The sequence below is a fragment of the Kitasatospora sp. NPDC088779 genome (assembly GCF_040685395.1).
GTDB lineage: Bacteria > Actinomycetota > Actinomycetes > Streptomycetales > Streptomycetaceae > Kitasatospora.
On record NZ_JBFBHW010000031.1, the window covers coordinates 79917 to 100828 of the forward strand.

Below are 20912 nucleotides of genomic sequence, written 5' to 3' on the forward strand. Positions count from 1 at the left end.
CGTGAGCACCCCCGTGCGGGCCCTATGCTGCGGAGATGCCGAGTGAGCTGCGCACTCTCAAGCCGGAGACCGATCAGCCGGAGACCCACCAGTCGGAGACCCACCAGTCGGAGGCCGATCCGTCGGAGGCCGACCTCGCCTTCATCCGGCGCGAGACTGAGCTGAAGCCCGTCCCGTTCGTCCCCGAGGTCGGCCTGCACATGGCCGAGGACGCGATCACCCTGTGGGAGACCACCGAGCGGGCGCGGGGGGAGGTCGGACTGCCGCCGCCGTTCTGGGCGTTCGCCTGGGCGGGCGGGGTGGCCGTCGCCCGCCACGTGCTGGACCACCCCGAGCTGGTGGCCGGGCGGGCGGTGCTCGACGTGGCCGCCGGGGGCGGGGTGGTCAGCGTCGCGGCCGCGCTGAGCGGCGCCGCGTCCGTGCGTGCCGCCGAGATCGACGCCTACGCGGTGGCCGCCATCGGCCTCAACGCCGAGGCCAACGGCGTGCGCGTGGAGGCCGCGCTGGTGGACCTGGTGGACGGCGACGGCGCCCCGGCCGACGTGGTGCTCGCCGGCGACGTCTTCTACGAACGGGCCATGGCCGCCCGCTTCCTGCCCTTCCTGGAACGGGCCGCCGCGCGCGGCGCCACCGTCATCGTCGGCGACCCCGGCCGGGCCTACCTGCCCCGGGAGCGGTTCACCGCGCTCGCCGCCTACCAGGTGCCGGTCGTCGCCGACCTGGAGGACACCGCCGTCAAGACCACCACGGTGTGGCGGCTGGGCTGACGGCCCGTCCGTCCAGGCTGCGGAATTCCCGGCCGTCGGGCGGAACCGCCTGCTAGACAGGCCGCCATGACCGAAGAGATCGCCCCGCGCACCGCTGCCCCCGACGGGATCGCCCTGCGCACCGCCACCCCCGACGAGATTCCCGCCCTGCTCGCCCTCTGGGCCCGGGCGGCGAAGGGCGCCAGCATCACGGACGACGCCCCGGGCGTGGCCGCGCTGCTCGCCCGGGATCCGGAGTGCCTGATCGTTGCCACCCCGGCGGGCGACCCGGCCGCCGTCCTCGGCACCGTGATCGCCGGCTGGGACGGCTGGCGCTGTCACCTCTACCGGCTCGCCGTCGACCCCGACCACCGCCGCCGGGGCATCGGCGCCGCCCTGCTCGCCGCCGCCGAGGAGCGCTTCGCCGCGCTCGGCGGCCGACGCGCGGACGCCATGGTGCTGGACGACAACGCCCTCGGCCACCGCACCTGGGCGTCCGCCGGTTACCGCCCCGAACCGCAGTGGAGCCGCTGGGCCAAGCCGCTGACCGCCTGATCCCGCCCCCGTCCGTGGACGCCGTCCAGCGGGTGGGGACGGCGCTGGGGAAGCTGAAGTAGCCGCAGCCCGCCGGGACCTGCCCTGGCGGCGGGAGGAGGGCGCGCGACGGTCGATACCGTGGGACGTATGCGAATGCCGAGGCGGTGGTTCCGTCGGCCGGACCACGGCGAGGAGGCCTTCCAGGACGGGCTCCAGAGGTCGCTGGAGCGGTTCCACGGCGACCTGCTGAACTACCCCGCGGACGGGCCCTGGGACGAAGTCGCCTACTGGGACCCGCTGTCGGCCGTCCGGCTCTCCGGCGGCGGGGTCGGTGACGGGCGCTGGGAGGACCGGAGCCGGCTGGGCGTGCCCGGACCGTTCTACGCCGGCATGACGGACACCGGCCTCAACGGGCCGTTCTACCTGCCCGCGCACGTCCTCTCCGGCGAGGAGCACTGCGAGTTCGTCTACCGCCAGCCGGGCGGACTCCGGGAGTTGGCGGCCCTCGTCGGGGTCGCCCAGATGGAGCCGATCGGCGGCTTCAACTGCGACGGCGACGACTACTGGACGCCGGAGACCGTCCGGGCGTGGTGGCACGGGCGGGACGCCGTCCGGGAGTGGATCGCCGCCGAACTGGCCGACACCGACGGGCGCAACGACCCCGAGTCGTTGCGCGGGTACGCGGCGTACCTGGACGACGGGCTGGAGGACTACCTGCGGGGCTACGTCTTCTGGTTGACCGAGGGGCGCGAGCCGGGGCTCGACGAACCGCTGCCGACACTCTGACGCCTCACGCTCTGGACGCGGCACTGCGACGTGCGGCACCCGGGCGTTCCCGGGTGCCGCAGCTGTCGTTCCGGGGGCTCAGCCTCGCAGTTCGGCGAGCCAGGCCTCGACCTCGGTGGAGGTGCGGGGGAGGCCGGCCGAGAGGTTCTCGTTGCCGTCCTCGGTGACCAGGATGTCGTCCTCGATCCGGACGCCGGTGCCGCGGTACTCCTCGGGCACCGTCAGGTCGTTCTGCTGGAAGTAGATGCCCGGCTCGACGGTGAGCACCATGCCCGGCTTCAGCGGGCCGTCGACGTGCTCCTCGGTGCGCGAGTGGGCGCAGTCGTGGACGTCGATGCCGAGCATGTGGCCGGTGCCGGCCAGGGTGAAGCGGCGGTGCAGGCCCAGCTCGTACACCTTGTCGGCGGTGAGGTCGCCGAACAGGCCCCAGGAGGTGAGGTGTTCGGCGAGCTCGCGCTGGGCGGCGTGGTGGAAGTCGCGGAAGTCGGCGCCGGGCTTCACCGCGGCGATGCCGGCTTCCTGTGCTGCGAACACCGCGTCGTAGACCTTGCGTTGCAGGTCGGTGAAGCGGCCGCTGACCGGGAGGGTGCGGGTGACGTCGGCGGTGTACAGGCGGTTGGTCTCCACGCCGGCGTCGAGCAGCAGGAGGTCGCCGGGCTTGGCGTGGCCGTTGTTGCGCACCCAGTGCAGGGTGGTGGCGTGCGGGCCGGCAGCGGCGATGCTGCCGTAGCCGATGTCGTTGCCCTCGATCCGGGCCCGGACGAAGAAGGTGCCCTCGATCAGCCGCTCGGGGGTCTCGGTGTCGGTGCCGAGGATGCGCACCACGTCCTCGAAGCCGCGGGCGGTGGCCTCGCAGGCGAAGCGCAGCTCGGAGATCTCGAACTCGTCCTTGACCAGGCGCAGTCCGGACAGGAAGACCTCGAACTCCGCGTCCCGCTCGGCGACGGCCAGGCCCTGGAGGGACTGCTCCACGCCCGCGTCGTGGCGGCGCAGCACGCGCACCGGGCCGGTGGCCGCGCGCAGATCGGCGTGGACGGTGCGGACGTCCCGGCAGGGCAGGCCGAGCAGCTGCTCGCTCTCGGTCAGGCTGTTGCGGCGGCCGTCCCACAGCTCGCCGTGGTTGTCCAGCCAGAACTCGCCGTTGTCGGTCCGGGAACGGTCGCGCAGGTAGACGGCGGCCCGGTGGCCGGCGTCGCCGGTGGGCTCCAGGACCAGCACGGCGTCCTGGGACTGGTCGCCGGTCAGGTAGACGTAGTCGGAGGACGGGCGGAACGGGTAGTCGGTGTCGTTGGCCCGCACCTTCGGGTTGCCGGACGGGACCACCAGCAGCTCGCCGGGGAAGGCCGCGGACAGCTCGGCGCGGCGGCGGGCGGTGTGCGCAGCCTGCGGGATCGGCTCCAGGGCGAGGCGCTCGGTGTCGGCCCAGCCCTGCTTCATGTTCTCGGCGAGCTCGTCCGTGACGCCGCGGGTGAGGCCGTTCTTGCGGTACTTGATGGTCTCGGCGGGTTCGGTCACAGCAGACTCTCCAGGTGAGGGTGGTGGATGCAAGGTGCTTCGCTACGCTGACCTGCCCGGTACGTAACAAGCGTTATGTACGGTATATCGAGCAGAGTTCGAAGAGAAGGGGTAGACACCTCGCGGAACCGGCCGGCCCGGCGGCCGGGCCTTCCACCTGCGCAACGACAACGCCACCCGGCGGCCTGGATCTCAGACGGTGCCGAAGTCGCCGGACTTGACTCCGGTGACGAAGGACCGCCAGGCGTCGGCGCCGAAGGCGAGCTGAGGGCCCTCGGGGTCCTTGCTGTCGCGGACGGGGAGGATGCCGGGGAGTCCGGGTGCGACCTCGACGCATTCGCCGCCACCGTTGCTATACGAGGACTTCAGCCAGGAGGTGGGCTTGACCGTCGCGATGGGGAACATGGCGTGGAACTCCTTGAGACGGGCGTGGATGAGGGCCAACGAGTCCTCGCATGAGAGGGCTTGGGCCTGGAGCCAATGGTAAGTCCTTGCGAGGGAACGGATCTTGTTCTCGTCCTCGCGCTCGACGTAGCCCCGTTGGATGGTTTCGAGGTAGGCCATCCACTTCTCGTCCGGGCGGGTCAGCAGCGTGAACGGCGTGGTCGCCGGGAGGGCTTCGCCCGTCCGAGCCCTACCGGCCGGCCGTTGTCGGCGAGCGGGTCTACGACGTCCGCTCCGGGTGCTGGGCCGTCTTCATGGGGTGGCAGCACGGGCTGGCCTTCCTCCGGCCCGTCGGAGGTGGCGTGGAGTGGGACACCGAAGGGCGTTGGATCACGAACAGCGAAGAGTGCGATGCCCCATGAGCAGCATGATCGACAAGGTCACGGCCGAGGACCGTCGCGCCGCGGCCGACATCCTCGACGACCTCCAGGCCGTCCTGAGCGCCGCCGAGGTCAAACTGCCCTCCCTCGGCATCGACTGGCGCTCGGCCAAAGCCACCGGAGTCATCCTGATCGACCTCGGAGCCGCCCGGCCGGACGTCATCGAGCGGCTGGTCGTCGTCCTCCGCAGGGGAATGCGACCGTCATCGCCTCCGGCGCCATCGCCATCGGGAGCTTCGCGCTCGCGGGTGTGGTTTTCCTCGCGATTCCTGAGCGTGTTCCCACGGAGGCGAGTGCCTTGGTGTTCGTCCTCGTCTTCATCGCCTCCTCGACGGGGGGATTCGCGCTCGCCGCAGGGTGGATGAGGGTGCAGACATGACGGCGCGGGCTTCGAGAGGTCTCGAAGCCCGCGCCGAGGTTCCGGTGTCAGGTGCCGTTGAGGGCGTAGGTGCGGAAGGTGGCCAGCAGGGGGAGGACCTCGGTCTGGCTCGGGTCCTCGGTCACGGCGCGCATGGAGTCGATCACCGCGCGGGCGATGGCCTTGGTCACCGCCAGGTCGTCCGGGGGCGCGAGGGCGCCCCAGGTCTTCAGGGCCTGGGTGAGCAGGGCGCTCATCCGGGCGCCGATGTTGGAGCTCACCGCGTCGGAGAGTTCGGCGATCTCCTCGTCGCTCATGGTGGACCGCAGGCCGAAGGCCAGGGCCATCAGGGTGTCCATCGCGTGCTCGCCGTACGCGGCGACCAGCGCCGGGAGCGACCGCTCGTCCGCACCGCCCGCGGCGAGGGCGGACAGCGCCTCGTCGTCGTCCTTCCACGCAGCCTCCAGGGCGGCCAGGGCCCGAAGAGACTCGTCTACCGTCATCCCGTCTGTCATGGGAGGAACGGTATTGAGCCCGTAGCGTCCGAACCCAGGATTCGGGCGCCGGAATCACCCCTTCGAGCGAAGCGGGGCCTGTTCGGGCCGATGGGTGTGCGCGAAGTGCTTCGCGTCCCAGCTGCCGCCCAGCTCCGGGGCCAGCGAGGCGAGCGCGAGGGCGGCGAAGTCCGCGGCGGCTGCGGCGCGTTCCGGCAGGGCGCCGAGCAGCGGGGCGCCGGCCGAGCGCGGCAGGTCGGCGAGGTTGCACCGTTCGGCGAGCCCGGGGGAGGAGGGCCAGGAGCCGACGACCACGCCCGCAAGCGGGAGTTGACGCGAAGTCAGGGCCTCCGCCGAGAGCGCGACGATGTTCAGCGTGCCCAGCCCGGCGGAGGCGACGAGCAGGACCTCGGCCGGCAGCCCGGCGTCCAGGACGGCCCGGGCCTGGTCGGCGAGGGTGCGGCCCTCGTCGTCGTAGCGGACGAGCAGCCCGCCCGCGCCCTCGACCAGGACCAGGTCGTGCGCGGCGGCCAGTTCGGCGACGGCGGTGGCTACCTCGGCGGGGGAGAGGAAGGGCATCCCGGCCCGCCGGGCGGCGGTGTCGGGCGCCAGCGGCTCCGGGTAGCGGACGAGTTCACGAATCGTCAGATCGCCTGCCAGGCGCCGGACTTCGTCGGCGTCACCGGGCTCGCCGGGGGCGATCCCGGTCTGTCCGGGCTTGAGCACCGCGACCCGCAGGTCGGCCCGCAGCGCCGTCGAGGCGAGGGCTGCGGTGGCGACGGTCTTGCCGACCTCGGTGTTGGTGCCCGTCACGAACAGGATGCGGGCGCTCATCCGGCCACCGCCGCAGCGGTCACGGCGTCGGCGATGCGTGCCACGTCCTCGTCCTCCGTCACGTAGGGGGGCATGGTGTAGATCAGGTCCCGGAAGGGCCGCAGCCAGACGCCGGCCCGGGCGGCCGCCTCGGTGGCCGCCGGGACGTTCACCGGGTGGTCCAACTGGACGACGCCGATGGCGCCCTGGACCCGGACGTCCCGGACGCCCGGGAGGTCGGCGGCGGTCGCGAGCCCGTCGGCCAGTCCGGCCTCGATGCGCTTGACCCCGACCGTCCAGTCCTGGCCCAGCAGCAGCTCCAGCGAGGCGCTGGCGGCCGCGCAGGCCAGCGGGTTGCCCATGAAGGTCGGCCCGTGCGCGAGCACCGGCATCTCGCCGCGGCTGATGCCGTCGGCGATCTCGCCGGTGCACAGCGCGGCGGCGAGGGTCAGGTAGCCGCCGGTGAGCGCCTTGCCCAGGCACATCACGTCCGGCGAGACGCCCGCGTGGTCGGCGGCGAACAGCGCGCCGCTGCGGCCGAATCCGGTGGCGATCTCGTCGAAGACGAGCAGCACCCCGTACCGGTCGCAGAGTTCGCGCAGCATCCGCAGGTAGGCGGGGGAGTGGAACTGCATCCCGCCGGCGCCCTGCACCACCGGTTCGACGATGACGGCGGCCAGCTCGTCGGCGTGCCGGGCCATCAACTCCTCGAACTCGGCCGCGTACCCGGCGTCGAGCGGGGCGTCGAACCCGGCCGGCGGCTGCGGGGCGAACAGCTGCCCGGGCAGCACCCCGCCCCACAGGTGGTGCATGCCGCCGTCCGGATCGCAGACGGACATCGGGTGGAAGGTGTCGCCGTGGTACCCGCCGCGCCAGGTCAGCAGCCGGCGCTTGGCCGGGCGGCCGGTGGACTGCCAGTACTGGAGGCACATCTTCATCGCGACCTCGACGGCCACCGAGCCCGAGTCGGCGAGGAAGACGTGCTGCAGCGGCTCGGGCGTGATCTCGACCAGCGTCGCAGCCAGTCGGACGGCGGGCTCGTGGGTGAGCCCGCCGAACATGACGTGGCTCATCCGCCCCAGCTGCTCGCGCACGGCCTCGTCCAGCACCGGGTGCCGGTAGCCGTGGATGGCCGCCCACCAGGACGACATCCCGTCGACGAGCTCGCGCCGCCCGTCCGCGACGGGCTCGGCGAGGCGCAGCCGGACCCCCGAGGCGGATTCGACCACGTACGGGGTGGCGGTGCCGGGCATCGGCCCGTACGGGTGCCAGACGTGGGCGCGGTCGAGGGTGAGCAGCGTGTCCGCGGACAGCTGGGGCATGATGCGTCAGTCTCCAGAACTATCAGGCATTGGGCGCGAGTTCGGTGCCGGCGCCGCGCAGCCGGACCTTGACGAGGTCGCTGCGCAGCTCCCCGTCCGAGGCGGCGGCGTCCTCCGCGGCCGACGCAGCGGTGTCCTCCGAGGCCGGGGCGTGCGCGTGCCCGCCGCACGGGCCGCAGCCGCCGCCGCTGCCGCAGGCCGACGCGGCGGTGCCGCAAGCCGACGCGGCGGAGGAGGCCGCCGCGACGTCCGCGCGGTGGCGGGGCAGGGTGGCCTCGCCGGCGCCCTCGACCTCGAACCCGGCGTCCTTGATCATGTCGAGGTCGGTCTGCCCGGCCTGGCCCTCGCTGGTCAGGTAGTCGCCGAGGAAGATCGAGTTGGCGAGGTGCAGGCCGAGCGGCTGCATCGAGCGCAGGTGCACCTCGCGGCCGCCGGCGATCCGCACCTCGGTGTCCGGGTTGACGAAGCGGACCATCGCCAGGATGCGCAGGCAGCGCTGCGGGGTGAGGTTCCACTCCTTGGCGAGCGGCGTGCCCTCGAACGGGATCAGGAAGTTGACCGGGACGGAGTCCGAGCCCAGCTCGCGCAGCGCGAACACCACGTCGACCAGGTCCTCGTCGCTCTCGCCCATGCCGGCGATCAGGCCGGAGCAGGCGGACAGGCCCGCGCCGTGCGCCTTCTTCACGGTGTCCACCCGGTCCGCGTAGGTGTGGGTGGTGGTGATGTCGCCGTAGGTCTTCTCGGAGGTGTTGAGGTTGTGGTTGTAGGCGTCGGCGCCGGCCGCCTTCAGCCGCTCCGCCTGGTTGTCGGAGAGCAGGCCGAGGCAGACGCAGATCTCGACCTCGGGGTCGGCCTCCTGGATGGCGGCCATGGTGTCGGTGACCCGGTCGATGTCACGGTCCGTCGGGCCGCGGCCGCTGGCGACCAGGCACACGCGCTTGGCGCCGCCGGCCACCCCGGCCCGGGCCGCCTCGGCGGCCTGGTCGGGCTTGAGCCAGGTGTACTTGAGGATCTCGGCCTTGGAGCCCAGCCGCTGCGAGCAGTAGTTGCAGTCCTCCGGGCAGAGCCCGCTCTTGAGGTTCACCAGGTAGTTGAGCTTCACGCGCCGGCCGAACCACCTCCGGCGGACCTTGCCGGCCGCGGCGACGACGTCCAGCAGCTCGTCGTCGGTGGTGGCGAGGACGGCCAGCGCCTCCTCGCGGGTCGGGACTTCGCCGCGCAGGCCCTTGGCGGTGAGGGTATCGAGCAGATCCATGGGGCCGATCCTGCCTGGTGGCGCTTGAATGGCGCCAGAGGAAACCCGCCAGAAGATCGGCGGAAGGATGTGCCACTTGCCACAGTGTCGAAGCTCACGGTGTCGCCGCTGGTCACGAGCTTGACGCCGGTACGAATCGGAGGTTACCGGCCGGTAGGCGGTGGTCGCGGCGAAGGGCCGGGGAGGCCGGCGCAGGGCGGTCGCCGGTACGCGTGCCGGACGGTCGCGGACGCCCGCGCGCGGCGGTGACCGGCAACCGCCCACCCAGTGATCCACGCCACCCGACGGTTGCTTAGAATCTGCGCCATGACCACGCAGGGGGAGCGCACCCCGACTCCGGGAGAGGGCCAGAACGGCCAGGCAGTGCGGCGGACCGGCGGGGCCCCCGCCAGCGCGGGCACGGACCTGATCGGTAGTCGGGGCGGCGGCAGGGGCAGGCGGTTGACGGCCCGCCGGGCGGTGGGCTGGGTCGTCGTGGTGGGAGTGGTGGCCGCCGGCGGATGGATCATCACCCGCCCGATGCCCGGCGACTACATACCCGGGCTCGGCCCGTCCACCAAGGATGCGGCCAGGACGCCCCCGGTGGTCGGCACCCCGCCGCCGCACACCGACTCCGAGGGCCTCAATGCCGACAGCCTCTTCCCCGCCCAGCGGCCGGTCGAGGCCGCCGGGTACAAGGCCCGGCGTGGCGCCATCCGGCAGGGCGAGAACTGCGCCGAGGTCCTGCAGGACCGCACCCAGGAGCTGTTCCGGGACAGCGGCTGCCATGCCTACCTGATCGTCAGCTTCTCCGGCGTCGACCGCCCGGTGCTCAGCAGCGTCACCGTCCTGCGCTTCGGCGACCAGGCCGCCGCCACCCGGGCCGCCGACACCCTGCGCGGCAAGCCCGGCGCACTCGCCTTCATCCTTCCGGACGCCAACACCGCCCCCGCGCCGTCGTCCGGCGCGCCCAAGTCGGCCGAGCCGCGGGTCGAGGCGGTCGGGCACTACGTGACGGTGACCGGCTCCCGGCTCAGCGAGGCCCGCACGCCCGGCCCCGGCGCCCCGTCCACCCCGGCCGCGACATCGTCGGGCCCGGCGCCCAGCGCCGAGCAGACCCTGGAGGAGGCGACCCGCGCGCTCTCCTACGCGGCGGGCGCGCCGTTCGTCTGGATGTGACGCCTCGCCGGCCCCCCCCGCTCCGGGGGCCGGCGACTTCGAAGCCGGGGTTGACGGTCCGTCAGCCGCCCAGTCGGTCCACCGCGGTGACCCGCAGCACCGCCCGGCCCTCCTCGTCCGAGCCGTACAGGTCGACCTCGGCGCTGATGCCCCAGTCGTGGTCGCCCTCCGGGTCGTCGAAGATCTGCCGGACCTTCCAGGCGGAGTCCTCCTCCTCGATGATCAGCATCTTGGGGCCGCGCGCGTTCGGGCCGGTGCCGAGGTCGTCGTACTCCTCCCAGTACCCGTCCATGGCGTCCGCCCAGCGGTCCGCGTCCCAGCCGTACGAGCCGTCCAGCTCGGCGAGCTCCTCGTAGTGCTCCAGCGCGCACAGCTCGACCCGGCGGAACAACTCGTTGCGCACCAGCACCCGGAACGCCCGCGCGTTCGCCGTCACCGGCGCCGGCTTGTCGTCCAGCGTCACCTCGGGGGCCTGCGGGTCCGTCGGGTTGGCCAGCTGCTCCCACTCGTCCAGCAGGCTGGAGTCGACCTGGCGGACCAGCTCGCCGAGCCAGGCGATGACGTCCTTCAGGTCGTCGGTCTTCACGTCCTCGGGGACGGTCTGCTCCAGCGCCTTGTACGCGCTCGCCAGGTAGCGCAGCACGATGCCCTCGGTGCGCGCCAGCTCGTAGAAGCCGACGTAGTCCGAGAAGGTCATCGCCCGCTCGTACAGGTCGCGGACCACCGACTTCGGCCTCAGCTCGTGGTCGCCGATCCACGGGTGCGCCCGGCGGTACACCTCGTACGCGTGGGTGAGCAGTTCCTCCAGCGGCTTCGGGTAGGTGATCTCCTGGAGCCGCTCCATCCGCTCCTCGTACTCGATCCCGTCGCGCTTCATCTCGCCGATGGCCTCGCCGCGCGCCTTGTTCTGCTGCGCGGCGAGGATCTGGCGCGGGTCGTCGAGGGTCGCCTCGACCACCGAGATCACGTCCAGCGCGTACGAGGGCGAGGTCGGGTCGAGGAGCTCGAAGGAGGCCAGGGCGAAGGTGGAGAGCGGCTGGTTGAGCGCGAAGTTCTCCTGGAGGTCGAGCGTCAGGCGCACGATCCGGCCCTCGGCGTCCGGCTCCGGCAACCGCTCGACCACGCCGCCCTGCAGCAGGGAGCGGTAGATCGCGATCGCGGTGCGGATGTGCCGGCGCTGCGCCGCGCGGTCCTCGTGGTTGTCGGTGAGGAGCTTGCGCATCGCCTCGAAGGCGTTGCCGGGGCGGCCGATCACCGACAGCAGCATCGCGTGGCTCACCTTGAAGCGGGAGACCAGCGGCTCCGGGTCGGCGCCGATCAGCTTGTCGAAGGTCTCCTCGGTCCAGCCGACGAAGCCCTCCGGCGCCTTCTTGCGCACCACCTTGCGCTTCTTCTTCGGGTCGTCCCCGGCCTTGGCGATCGCCTTGTCGTTCTCGATCACGTGCTCGGGCGCCTGCGCCACCACCTGTCCGACGGTGTCGAACCCGGCCCGGCCGGCCCGCCCGGCGATCTGGTGGAACTCGCGGGCGCGCAGGATCCGCACCCGGTTGCCGTCGTACTTGGACAGCGCCGTGAACAGCACCGTACGGATCGGCACGTTCACCCCGACGCCCAGCGTGTCCGTCCCGCAGATCACCTTCAACAGGCCTGCCTGGGCCAGGCGTTCGACCAGCCGGCGGTACTTCGGCAGCATGCCCGCGTGGTGCACGCCGATGCCGTGGCGCACGAAACGGGACAGGTTGCGGCCGAACTTGGTGGTGAAGCGGAAGCCGCCGATCAGGTCGGCGATGGCGTCCTTCTCCGCCTTCGAGCACATGTTGATGCTCATCAGCGACTGCGCCCGGTCCACCGCCTCCTTCTGCGTGAAGTGCACCACGTAGACCGGCGCCTGGCCGGTCTGCAGCAGCTCCTCCAGGGTGTCGTGCATCGTGGTGCGGCGGTACTCGTAGAACAGCGGCACCGGGCGGGTCGTGTTGCGCACCACCGTCGTCGGGCGGCCCGTCCGGCGGGTCAGGTCCTCCTCGAAGCGGCGCACGTCGCCGAGCGTCGCCGACATCAGCAGGAACTGCGCCTGCGGCAGCTCCAGCAGCGGGATCTGCCAGGCCCAGCCGCGGTCCGGCTCCGCGTAGAAGTGGAACTCGTCCATGACCACCTGGCCGACGTCCGCCCGGAGCCCGTCGCGCAGCGCGATCTGCGCCAGCACCTCGGCCGTGCAGCAGATGATCGGCGCGGTCGGGTTCACGCTCGCGTCGCCGGTCATCATGCCGACCTGCTCGGTGCCGAACATCTTGACCAGGTCGAAGAACTTCTCCGACACCAGCGCCTTGATCGGCGCCGTGTAGAACGTCCGCTTCCCCTCCGCCAGCGCCGCGAAGTGCGCGCCCGCCGCCACCAGGCTCTTGCCCGACCCGGTCGGCGTCGCCAGGATGACGTTGTTCCCCGACACCAGCTCGATCAGCGCCTCCTCCTGCGCCGGGTACAGCGTGATCCCGCGCTCCTCCGCCCACGCGGCGAAGGTCTCGTACAGCGCATCGGGCGTGGCGGGCTTCGGCATCAGATCAAGGAGGGTCACCCGGCTATCTTGCCTGCTCGCCGCCACCCCGGGCAAAGCCCGCCCTCCGCCGGCACCCGCCCCGGGACTGTCCGGATCGCTGCACCGGCGGCCGCGAAGCCGTGCGCGGCCGCCCATTGATCGCGGCGGCGGCGCCGTGCCAGAGTGCCGGGCATGGTCCAACCGCTCGCGTCCGCAACGCACACCACCGACCTCGCCCCGGCGGCCGTCTTCGACTGGCTCGACGAGGCCGCCGAACTGCGGGCCGAGGCCGGGCTGACGCGCCGGCTGCGCAGCCGCGCGGCGCAGGACCCGGTGCTCGACCTGGCCGGGAACGACTACCTGGGGCTGACCAGGCACCCGGCGGTGACGCAGGCGGCCGCCGAGGCGGCGCTGCGCTGGGGCGGGGGGTCGACCGGGTCGCGGCTGGTGACCGGGACGACCGCGCTGCACACCGAACTGGAGGAGGAGCTCGCCGCGTTCTGCGGGGTGGAGGCGGCGCTGGTGTTCTCCTCCGGCTACACCGCCAATCTGGCCGCGCTGACCGCGCTCACCGACCCGGACACGCTGATCGTGTCGGACGCCTACAACCACGCCTCGCTGATCGACGGCTGCCGGCTCGCCCGCGCGGACGTCCACCGGGCCCCGCACAGCGACCCGCAGGCCGTCCGGGAGGCGCTGGAGCGCCGGACGCAGCGGCGGGCGCTGGTGGTCAGCGACTCTGTGTTCTCGGTGGACGGCGACGCCGCCCCGCTGGCCGGGCTGTCCGCCGCCGCCCGGGCGCACGGCGCCGCGCTGCTGGTCGACGACGCGCACGGGCTGGGCGTCCTCGGCCCCGGCGGCGCCGGGGCGCTCGCGGCGACCGGGCTCGCCGGGCAGCCGGACACCGTCGCCACCGTCACGCTCTCCAAGTCGCTCGGCTCGCAGGGCGGCGCCGTGCTCGGGCCGCGCCGGGTGATCCGCCACCTCACCGAGACCGCCCGCACCTTCATCTTCGACACCGGCCTCGCCCCGGCCGCCGTCGCCGCCGCCCTCGCCGCGCTGCGCCTGCTGCGCGCCGAGCCGCACCGCGCCGACCGCACCCGCGAGGTGGCCCGCGGCCTCGCGGCCCGGCTGACCGCCGCCGGGCTCCGGGCCTGCGAGCCGGACGCGGCCGTGGTGTCGGTGCGCGCCCCGGGCGCGGAGGCCGCCGTCGCCTGGGCCGCCGACTGCCGGCGGGCCGGGCTCGCCGTCGGCTGCTTCCGCCCGCCGTCCGTCCCGGACGGGGTGTCCCGGCTGCGGCTCACCGCGCGCGGGGACCTGACGGACGCGCAGCTCGCGGAGGCGGTCCGGATCATCGCCGAGCTGGCGCCGGAGGGCGCCCGGGTCGGCTGACACCTGGGCCGGGAGGGCCGCCCGCCCGGCCGCCCGTGCAACCGTCCGGCCGTCGGTGGCGTCACCCCAGCGGGGGTGAGCCGATGGGGGTGGCGGTGCGGCGGTGGGGGCCGGTGGCGGCCGGGGTGCTGTTGGTGCTGCTGGCCGGATGGCTGGTGGGCGGGCCGGTGCGGCAGTTCGGGCAGGCGGCCGGGCTGGTGGGGGCGCCCGGGACGTTCCGCGCGGAGCGGTGTCTGATCCCGGCGAACGAGGACGGCCCGCCTCCTTCGGACTGCCGGGGCGTGTTCCGCCCGGACGGCGGCGGCCCGGCGCACGAGCACGCCAGGATGCGGGCGGGCGCGCCGGTCGGCGAGGACGTCTGGGCGGTGTGCGAGGGCGACGAGTGCCACCTGGTGTCGGACGCCGAGGTGGCGCGGACGGTGATGCTGCTGGCGCTGGCCCTGGCACCGGGTGTGGCGGGCGTGCTGCTGACCGGCGTCGGCCTGCGCGCGCGGCGCGTCGGCCGGGGGCTGCTGCTCTCCGGCGCGGTCGTGGGCGTCCTGCTGTTCACCCTGATGGTGCTGGGCGGCGTCTTCTGGTTCGTGCTGGCCATGACGGGGGTGTGAGCCCGGCGAGATCGGCCGGACAGGGCCTACGTCTTGCGGGCCCGGCTGGGCTGCACCCTGGTCGGCTCGCCGGCCGCCTTGGGGTGGTCGGGCGGGTACGGGAGCTCTCCGAGGCCCTCGTCGCGCAGCTGCTTGTCGTACAGCTCCAGCAGGCCGTCCAGGCGGTACGCCCGATCGTCCATCTCGGCGTTCAGGTCCCCGAGTTCGGCGAAGCGGGCGGGGACGGTGCGCAGGTCGAAGTCCTCGGGGGAGGCGTCGTCGAGCTCCTCCCAGCGCAGCGGGGTCGAGGCGGTGGCGCGCGGGCGGGCGCGCAGGGAGTAGGCGGAGGCGATGGTGCGGTCGCGGGCCATCTGGTTGTAGTCGACGAAGATCCGCTCGCCGCGCTCCTCCTTCCACCAGGCGGTGGTGACCTGCCCGGGCATCCGCTGCTCCAGGACCCGGCCGAGGGCGATCACGGCGTGCCGGCCGTCGGTGAAGGTCCACTCGGGCACCAGCGGGACGTACACGTGCAGGCCGCGCCCGCCGGAGGACTTGGGCCAGCCGCGCAGCCCGTACTCCTCCAGCAGCGCGCGCAGTTCGTGGGCGGCGCGGACGGCGTCGTGGAAGTCGGTGCCGGGCTGCGGGTCGAGGTCGATGCGCAGCTCGTCGACGTGCTCGGTGTCGGAGCGGCGGACCGGCCAGGGGTGGAAGGTGAGGCAGCCCAGGTTGGCGGCCCACAGCACGGCGGCCGGCTCGGTGGGGCAGATCTCGTCGGCGGAGCGGCCGCTGGGGAAACTGATCCGGGCGGTGGGCAGCCAGTCCGGCAGGCCCTTGGGGGCGCGTTTCTGGTAGAAGAACTCGCCGTCCACGCCGTCCGGGAAGCGCTGCAGGGTGGTGGGCCGGTCGCGCAGTCCGCGCAGCACCCCGTCGGCGACGGCCAGGTAGTACTGCGCGACGTCCAGCTTGGTGAAGCCGCGCTCGGGGTAGTACACCTTGTCCGGGTTCGACAGCCGGACGCTGCGCCCGGCGACATCCAGTTCCACGGCTGAGCCCATGCCCCTCACGCTAAGGGCGCCGTGCCCCGCGCGCGTCTTTTCGCCGTGGGCCCTTTCCGCGGTGGGCCCTCTTCGCCGTGTGCCCTTTCGTCGCGCGGCTTCCGGCCGTGCGCGCGAGGATCGGAGCCATGGACCTGCCCGTGATGCCGCCGGTGGCGCCGATGCTCGCCAAGTCGGTGGCGAAGATCCCGCCGGGGATGCAGTACGAGGCCAAGTGGGACGGCTTCCGGACGATCGTGTTCCGCGACGGCGACGAGGTGGAGCTCGGCAGCCGCACCGGCAAACCGCTGACCAGGTACTTCCCCGAGCTGGTCGCCGCGCTGCGGCGGGAGCTGCCGCCGCGCTGCGTGCTGGACGGCGAGGTGGTGATCGCCCGGGACGGCCGGCTGCGGTTCGAGGAACTGCTGGAGCGCATCCACCCCGCGGCGAGCCGGGTGCGGCTGCTGGCGGAGCGGACGCCCGCCTCCTTCATCGCCTTCGACCTGCTCGCGCTCGGTGACGTCGCGCTGCTGGACGAGCCGCTGTCGGTGCGCCGCGCGGCCCTGGAGACGGCGCTCGGCGCCGCCCGCGACCCGGTGTTCACCGCCCCCGCCTCCACCGACCGGGACGTGGCGCAGACCTGGTTCGCCGAGTACGAGGGCGCCGGGCTGGACGGCGTGGTGGCCAAGCCGCTGGACCAGCCGTACCGGCCGGGCGAGCGGACCATGTTCAAGATCAAGCACGAGCGCACCGCCGACTGCGTGGTGGCCGGCTACCGCGAGCACAAGAGCGGCCCGGTGGTCGGCTCGCTGCTGCTGGGCATCAACGACGCCGAGGGCCGGCTCCAGCACGTCGGCGTCTGCGCCGCGTTCTCGATGGCCCGCCGCCGCGAACTCGCCGAGGAACTGGCCCCGTTGCGGATGGCCGACCTCTCCCGCCACCCGTGGGGCGGCTGGGCGGACGAGGCGGCGCACGCCGAGGGCCGGCTGCCGGGCGCGGTCAGCCGGTGGACCGGCGGCAAGGACCTCTCCTGGGTCGCGCTGCGCCCCGAGCGGGTGGTCGAGGTCGCCTACGACCACATGGAGGGCACCCGCTTCCGGCACACCGCGCAGTTCCGCCGCTGGCGGCCGGACCGCACGCCGGAGAGCTGCACCTACGCGCAGCTGGAGGAGCCCGTCTCCTACGATCTGGCCCGCGTGCTGGGCAGTTGACGACACCTCGGAGGCCCGGCCCGGTGATCCGGGCCGGGCCTCAAGCGGTCTGGCGCTCAGGCGCCCGGTCGGTCCGGAGCTCAGGCGTTGACCGTGGACGGCGCGCCGGAGGGGGACCCCGGGGCGCCGGGCGAGGCCGGGGACGAGGCCGACCCCGAGGGCGAGAGCGAGGGTGACGGCGACGCGGACCCCGAGGACGAGGCCGACGGCGAGGCCGTGTTGTTCACCGGCGGGATCGAGTAGACGTTCTTCGGCGAGACGATCTGCGTGATCGCCTTCGCGAGCAGCGAGGACGGCTCCGAACCCCGGTACGGCACATCGGTGTTGAGCAGCACCACCAGGGTGGCCTGGGACTGCGGCAGGTACACCGCCACGGTCTCGTAACCGGGCAGCGAGCCGTTGTGCCCGATCCACCCGTTGTTGTTGAACAGCCCGAGGCCGTAGCCGACGCCGGGGTCCCCGGTCGGCTGGGTCTTCAACCGCTGGGACTGGGTGTCCTGCTTCAGCAGGGAGCCGGTGGCCAGGGACTTCGACCAGTTCTGCAGGTCGGTGAGGTTGGAGATGACCGCCCCGGCCGACCAGGCCCAGGACGGGTTCCAGTCGGTGGCGTCCGTGGTCTGGCCGTTGGGCGTCTGGTCGGTGTAGCCGCGGGCGTGCGGGTCGGGGAAGGTCGCGTCGGTCGGGAAGACCGTCCCGTTCAGTCCGGCCTGGCTGAACACCTGGTCCTTGAGGAACTGGTCCACGGGCTCCCCGCCGGCCTTCTCGATGACCTTGCCGAGCAGGATGTAGTTGCTGTTGCTGTACTGGAACTTGCTGCCCGGCGGGAAGTTCGCCGGGTGCTTGTACCCGTAGGCGAGCAGCTCGTCGGGCGTGAACACCCGGTTCGGGTCGCTGATCAGCGCGTTCACGAAGTCCGGGTCGGAGGTGTACGGGAACAGGCCGCTGCGCATCCCGGCGAGCTGGCGGATGGTGATCTTGTCGCCGCCGGGCACGCCGTCCACGTACTTGGAGACCGGGTCGTCCAGGCCCACCTTGCCCTGGTCGACCAGCCGCAGCACGCCGGTCGCCGTGAAGGTCTTGGTCTCGCTGCCGATCCGCATGTTCAGGTCGGGCGACATCGGGGTGCCGGCGGACTTGTCGGCCTGGCCGAAGGCCCGCTGGTAGCTGCCGTCGGGGGTGGTGATCCCGACGATCACGCCGGGGGTGGAGGTCTGGTTCAGCACCTGCTTGATCGCGGCGTCCAGCTGGTTGGCGACGTCGGGGGTCAGCGGCACCACCGCGCCGGCCGAGCCGCTCGCCGAGCCGCTCGCGGCGCCCGAACCGGCGCTGGAGCCCGACGCGGACGGGCTGAGCGCGGCGGGCTCGGCGGTGAGGGCCGCGCCGCCGGCCTGCTTCGGCGGTGACCCGCCGGAGCAGGCCGCGGTCGCGAGCAGGCCGGTCAGCGCCAGGGCGGCGCAGGCCGCTCGGCGGGTGGAACGGGACGCGGCCGGATGTGGCCGTCGGAGCGTGGTCATAGGTCGAGGCGCCTCTCTGCGGCGGACGGCCCCGGAGCGCTGCTCCACGAGGCCGACGGGGGAGCGCCGCCACCGTAAGCACCGCCGGTGCGGCCCCGCTCGTCGACCGCCGCAGGGCTGACCCGAACGGACCGGCGGTCAGCCGACTGCCCCAGCCGGCTGGCGCATATCGCCTCTCGTGCTGTCAAGGACCACTGCCCACTGGGGGGTTGGTGTCGCGGAAGCGGGCTCGCGCTCGGCCGAACAGGTGAGCACCGGCACGCCGCACCCGTCCCCGGCCCCGGCTCGGGCACGATCGTTTAGCCCAGCTGTGGCCGCCCTTAAGAATTCCTCGATGGACCGAACCCACCCTCACCAGGCAGATTTCTGCCTGCCCGGATCGCGTCCGCCAGGAACGGCCACACCGGGGCCACTCGGCCTGCCCACCCGCGAAGGCCGCCCCACTCGCACGTCAGGAGCCGACGCCCGTGAAGGCACTCGTCAAGCAGAAGGCCGAGCCCGGGCTCTGGCTGGTGGACGTCCCGAAGCCGGAGATCGGCCCCGGCGAGGTGCTGATCAAGGTGCTGCGGACCGGCATCTGCGGCACCGACCTGCACATCCGCAACTGGGACGGCTGGGCGCAGCAGACCATCACGACCCCGCTGGTGCTCGGCCACGAGTTCGTCGGCGAGGTCGCCGAGATCGGTGCCGGCGTCGCGGACATCGCGGTCGGCGACCTGGTCAGCGGCGAGGGCCACCTGGTCTGCGGCAAGTGCCGCAACTGCCAGGCCGGCCGCCGCCACCTGTGCCGCAACACGGTCGGCCTCGGCGTCGGCCGGGACGGCGCCTTCGCCGAGTACGTGGCCCTGCCCGCCTCCAACGTCTGGGTGCACCGGGTGCCGGTCGACCTGGACGTGGCCGCGATCTTCGACCCGTTCGGCAACGCCGTCCACACCGCGCTCTCCTTCCCGCTGGTCGGCGAGGACGTGCTGATCACCGGCGCGGGCCCGATCGGCATCATGGCCGCCGCCGTCGCCAAGCACGCCGGCGCCCGCAACGTGATGATCACCGACGTCTCCCCGTACCGCCTCGACCTGGCCCGGAAGGTCGGCGTCACGCTGGCGCTGAACGTCGCCGAGCACACCATCGAGGAGGGCCAGCAGAAGCTCGGCCTGCGCGAGGGCTTCGACGTCGGCCTGGAGATGTCCGGCCGCCCCGAGGCGATGCAGTCGATGATCGCCAACATGACCCACGGCGGGAAGATCGCCGTGCTCGGCCTGCCCGCCGAGCAGTTCCCGGTCGACTGGGCCTCGGTCGTCACCTCGATGATCACCATCAAGGGCATCTACGGCCGCGAGATGTTCGAGACCTGGTACGCGATGTCCGTGCTGCTGGAGGGCGGGCTGGACCTCGCCCCGGTGATCACCGGCCGGTACGCCGCCGACGACTTCGCGGCCGCCTTCGACGAGGCCGCCGGCGGCCGCTGCGGCAAGATCATCCTCGACTGGACCGCCTGAGCCCCCCCGTTCGTCCTCGTTAGGAGTCCGCAGTGTTCGACAACGTGCGCGCCGACATCGCCACCACCCTCGACGAGATCCGCGAGGCCGGGCTCTTCAAGCCCGAGCGGGTCATCGGCACCCCGCAGAGCGCCGCGGTCACCGTCACCGGCGGCGGCCGCCCCGGTGAGGTGCTGAACTTCTGCGCCAACAACTACCTCGGCCTGGCCGACCACCCCGAGGTGCTCGCCGCCGCCAAGGACGCGCTGGACCGCTGGGGCTACGGCATGGCCTCGGTGCGCTTCATCTGCGGCACCCAGGACGTCCACAAGGCACTGGAGGACCGCCTCTCGGCCTTCCTGGGCCAGGAGGACACCATCCTGTACTCCTCCTGCTTCGACGCCAACGGCGGCGTCTTCGAGACCCTGCTCGACGACCGCGACGCCGTCATCTCCGACGCGCTCAACCACGCGAGCATCATCGACGGCATCCGGCTCAGCAAGGCCCGCCGCCACCGCTACGCCAACCGCGACCTGGCCGACCTGGAGCAGCAGCTCAAGGAGACCCAGGACGCCCGCCGCCGCCTGATCGTCACCGACGGCGTGTTCTCGATGGACGGCTACGTCGCCCCGCTGCGCGAGATCTGCGACCTGGCCGACCGCTACGGCGCCATGGTCATGGTCGACGACTCGCACGCCGTCGGCTTCGTCGGCCCCGGCGGCCGCGGCACCCCCGAACTGCACGGTGTGATGGACCGCGTGGACATCATCACCGGCACCCTCGGCAAGGCGCTCGGCGGCGCCTCCGGCGGCTACGTCGCCGCCCGCCGGGAGATCGTCGCCCTGCTGCGCCAGCGCTCCCGCCCGTACCTGTTCTCCAACTCGCTCGCCCCGGTGATCGCGGCGGCCTCGTTGAAGGTGCTCGACCTGGTCGAGCAGTCCAACGAGCTGCGCGAGCGGCTGGCGGCCAACACGGCGCTGTTCCGCAGCAGGATGACCGAGGCCGGCTTCGAGATCCTGCCGGGCGACCACCCGATCGCCCCGGTGATGATCGGCGACGCGGCCAAGGCCGGCCGGCTCGCCGAACTGCTGTTGGAGCGCGGCGTGTACGTGATCGGCTTCTCGTTCCCGGTGGTCCCGCACGGTCAGGCCCGGATCCGGGTGCAGCTGTCCGCCGCGCACTCCACCGAGGACGTCGAGCGCGTCGTCGCCGCCTTCGTCGACGCGCGCGCCGCGCTGGGCGAGTAGCCCGGCGGTCGGTGAGGCGGCGGCCCCATGAGCTGCCCGCGGGCCGGTCCGCTCGGAACCGGACCGGCCCGCGGGCTCACCACCGTCGTGCGGTGGGGGCGCATCGATCCGCCC

The 20912-nt window shown here is 73.0% G+C and carries 19 protein-coding genes and 1 pseudogene; 10 read left to right on the forward strand and 10 right to left on the reverse strand.

Annotation, left to right across the window (positions count from 1 at the left end):
• Nucleotides 1-35: 35 nt before the first annotated feature.
• The 3 genes from AB0P03_RS26255 to AB0P03_RS26265 all read left to right on the forward strand — a co-directional run bounded on the left by AB0P03_RS26255 (nucleotide 36) and on the right by AB0P03_RS26265 (nucleotide 2069).
• Nucleotides 36-767: a 50S ribosomal protein L11 methyltransferase gene (locus AB0P03_RS26255; protein ID WP_363586698.1), complete on the forward strand. Its 732-nt coding sequence runs from the start codon at nucleotides 36-38 to the stop codon at nucleotides 765-767.
• 66 nt (nucleotides 768-833) lie between these two features.
• Nucleotides 834-1301 (forward strand): GNAT family N-acetyltransferase, encoded by a 468-nt coding sequence (locus AB0P03_RS26260; protein WP_363631093.1) that lies wholly within the window; start codon nucleotides 834-836, stop codon nucleotides 1299-1301.
• Between the two features lie 129 nt (nucleotides 1302-1430).
• Nucleotides 1431-2069, forward strand: a complete 639-nt coding sequence (locus tag AB0P03_RS26265; protein WP_363631095.1) for a hypothetical protein — start codon at nucleotides 1431-1433, stop codon at nucleotides 2067-2069.
• 78 nt (nucleotides 2070-2147) lie between these two features.
• Here the strand turns inward: AB0P03_RS26265 and AB0P03_RS26270 are convergent, their stop codons facing one another.
• From AB0P03_RS26270 to AB0P03_RS26280, 3 genes and pseudogenes are all read right to left on the reverse strand, one after another.
• Complete coding sequence (locus AB0P03_RS26270; protein ID WP_363631097.1) at nucleotides 2148-3584, reverse strand: aminopeptidase P family protein; 1437 nt, start codon at nucleotides 3582-3584, stop codon at nucleotides 2148-2150.
• A gap of 192 nt (nucleotides 3585-3776) precedes the next feature.
• Nucleotides 3777-3989: a DUF397 domain-containing protein gene (locus AB0P03_RS26275; RefSeq protein ID WP_363586720.1), complete on the reverse strand. Its 213-nt coding sequence runs from the start codon at nucleotides 3987-3989 to the stop codon at nucleotides 3777-3779.
• A 36-nt stretch (nucleotides 3990-4025) separates the two neighbouring features.
• Nucleotides 4026-4196: pseudogene (locus AB0P03_RS26280) on the reverse strand (DNA-binding protein); the annotation flags it as partial.
• 190 nt (nucleotides 4197-4386) lie between these two features.
• On the opposite strand from AB0P03_RS26280, the gene AB0P03_RS26285 reads away from it, so the two are divergent.
• Nucleotides 4387-4773, forward strand: coding sequence for a hypothetical protein (locus tag AB0P03_RS26285; protein WP_363631099.1), 387 nt, complete (start codon nucleotides 4387-4389; stop codon nucleotides 4771-4773).
• Nucleotides 4774-4834: 61 nt separating this feature from the next.
• Here the strand turns inward: AB0P03_RS26285 and AB0P03_RS26290 are convergent, their stop codons facing one another.
• Genes AB0P03_RS26290 through bioB form a run of 4 tightly spaced genes read right to left on the reverse strand, consistent with a single transcriptional unit; the run spans nucleotide 4835 to nucleotide 8650 of the window.
• Nucleotides 4835-5281, reverse strand: a complete 447-nt coding sequence (locus AB0P03_RS26290) for a hypothetical protein (RefSeq protein ID WP_363631101.1) — start codon at nucleotides 5279-5281, stop codon at nucleotides 4835-4837.
• 54 nt (nucleotides 5282-5335) lie between these two features.
• Nucleotides 5336-6094 carry a dethiobiotin synthase gene (gene bioD, locus AB0P03_RS26295; protein ID WP_363631102.1) on the reverse strand — a complete coding sequence of 253 codons (759 nt, stop codon included), beginning with the start codon at nucleotides 6092-6094 and terminating at the stop codon, nucleotides 5336-5338.
• A complete protein-coding gene (locus AB0P03_RS26300; protein ID WP_363631104.1) occupies nucleotides 6091-7395 on the reverse strand; it encodes an adenosylmethionine--8-amino-7-oxononanoate transaminase in 1305 nt (434 codons plus the stop codon). Before AB0P03_RS26300 ends, bioD begins: the two co-directional genes overlap by 4 nt.
• A 22-nt stretch (nucleotides 7396-7417) precedes the next feature.
• Nucleotides 7418-8650, reverse strand: a complete 1233-nt coding sequence (gene bioB, locus AB0P03_RS26305) for a biotin synthase BioB (protein ID WP_363631106.1) — start codon at nucleotides 8648-8650, stop codon at nucleotides 7418-7420.
• A 306-nt stretch (nucleotides 8651-8956) separates the two neighbouring features.
• On the opposite strand from bioB, the gene AB0P03_RS26310 reads away from it, so the two are divergent.
• A complete protein-coding gene (locus AB0P03_RS26310) occupies nucleotides 8957-9808 on the forward strand; it encodes a hypothetical protein (RefSeq protein WP_363631108.1) in 852 nt (283 codons plus the stop codon).
• Between the two features lie 61 nt (nucleotides 9809-9869).
• On the opposite strand, the gene AB0P03_RS26315 is transcribed toward AB0P03_RS26310, so the two are convergent.
• Complete coding sequence (locus AB0P03_RS26315; protein ID WP_363586708.1) at nucleotides 9870-12380, reverse strand: DUF3516 domain-containing protein; 2511 nt, start codon at nucleotides 12378-12380, stop codon at nucleotides 9870-9872.
• 153 nt (nucleotides 12381-12533) lie between these two features.
• Here AB0P03_RS26315 and AB0P03_RS26320 point away from each other — a divergent pair, with 153 nt between their 5' ends.
• Together AB0P03_RS26320 and AB0P03_RS26325 are read left to right on the forward strand one after the other, a co-directional pair.
• A complete protein-coding gene (locus AB0P03_RS26320; protein ID WP_363631110.1) occupies nucleotides 12534-13733 on the forward strand; it encodes an 8-amino-7-oxononanoate synthase in 1200 nt (399 codons plus the stop codon).
• Nucleotides 13734-13816: 83 nt separating this feature from the next.
• A complete protein-coding gene (locus AB0P03_RS26325; protein WP_363631111.1) occupies nucleotides 13817-14338 on the forward strand; it encodes a hypothetical protein in 522 nt (173 codons plus the stop codon).
• A gap of 26 nt (nucleotides 14339-14364) precedes the next feature.
• On the opposite strand, the gene ligD is transcribed toward AB0P03_RS26325, so the two are convergent.
• On the reverse strand, nucleotides 14365-15372 hold the full coding sequence (ligD, locus tag AB0P03_RS26330) for a non-homologous end-joining DNA ligase (protein WP_363631113.1): 1008 nt from the start codon (nucleotides 15370-15372) through the stop codon (nucleotides 14365-14367).
• Nucleotides 15373-15500: 128 nt separating this feature from the next.
• On the opposite strand from ligD, the gene AB0P03_RS26335 reads away from it, so the two are divergent.
• On the forward strand, nucleotides 15501-16562 hold the full coding sequence (locus tag AB0P03_RS26335; protein WP_363631115.1) for an ATP-dependent DNA ligase: 1062 nt from the start codon (nucleotides 15501-15503) through the stop codon (nucleotides 16560-16562).
• Between the two features lie 80 nt (nucleotides 16563-16642).
• On the opposite strand, the gene AB0P03_RS26340 is transcribed toward AB0P03_RS26335, so the two are convergent.
• Nucleotides 16643-18076, reverse strand: coding sequence for a serine hydrolase domain-containing protein (locus AB0P03_RS26340; protein ID WP_363631117.1), 1434 nt, complete (start codon nucleotides 18074-18076; stop codon nucleotides 16643-16645).
• A gap of 467 nt (nucleotides 18077-18543) precedes the next feature.
• On the opposite strand from AB0P03_RS26340, the gene tdh reads away from it, so the two are divergent.
• Nucleotides 18544-19572 carry an L-threonine 3-dehydrogenase gene (gene tdh / locus AB0P03_RS26345; RefSeq protein ID WP_363586714.1) on the forward strand — a complete coding sequence of 343 codons (1029 nt, stop codon included), beginning with the start codon at nucleotides 18544-18546 and terminating at the stop codon, nucleotides 19570-19572.
• A gap of 32 nt (nucleotides 19573-19604) precedes the next feature.
• The gene (locus AB0P03_RS26350; protein WP_363631119.1) at nucleotides 19605-20798 is read left to right on the forward strand and encodes a glycine C-acetyltransferase; all 1194 of its coding nucleotides are present in this window, start codon (nucleotides 19605-19607) and stop codon (nucleotides 20796-20798) included.
• Nucleotides 20799-20912 lie beyond the last annotated feature (114 nt).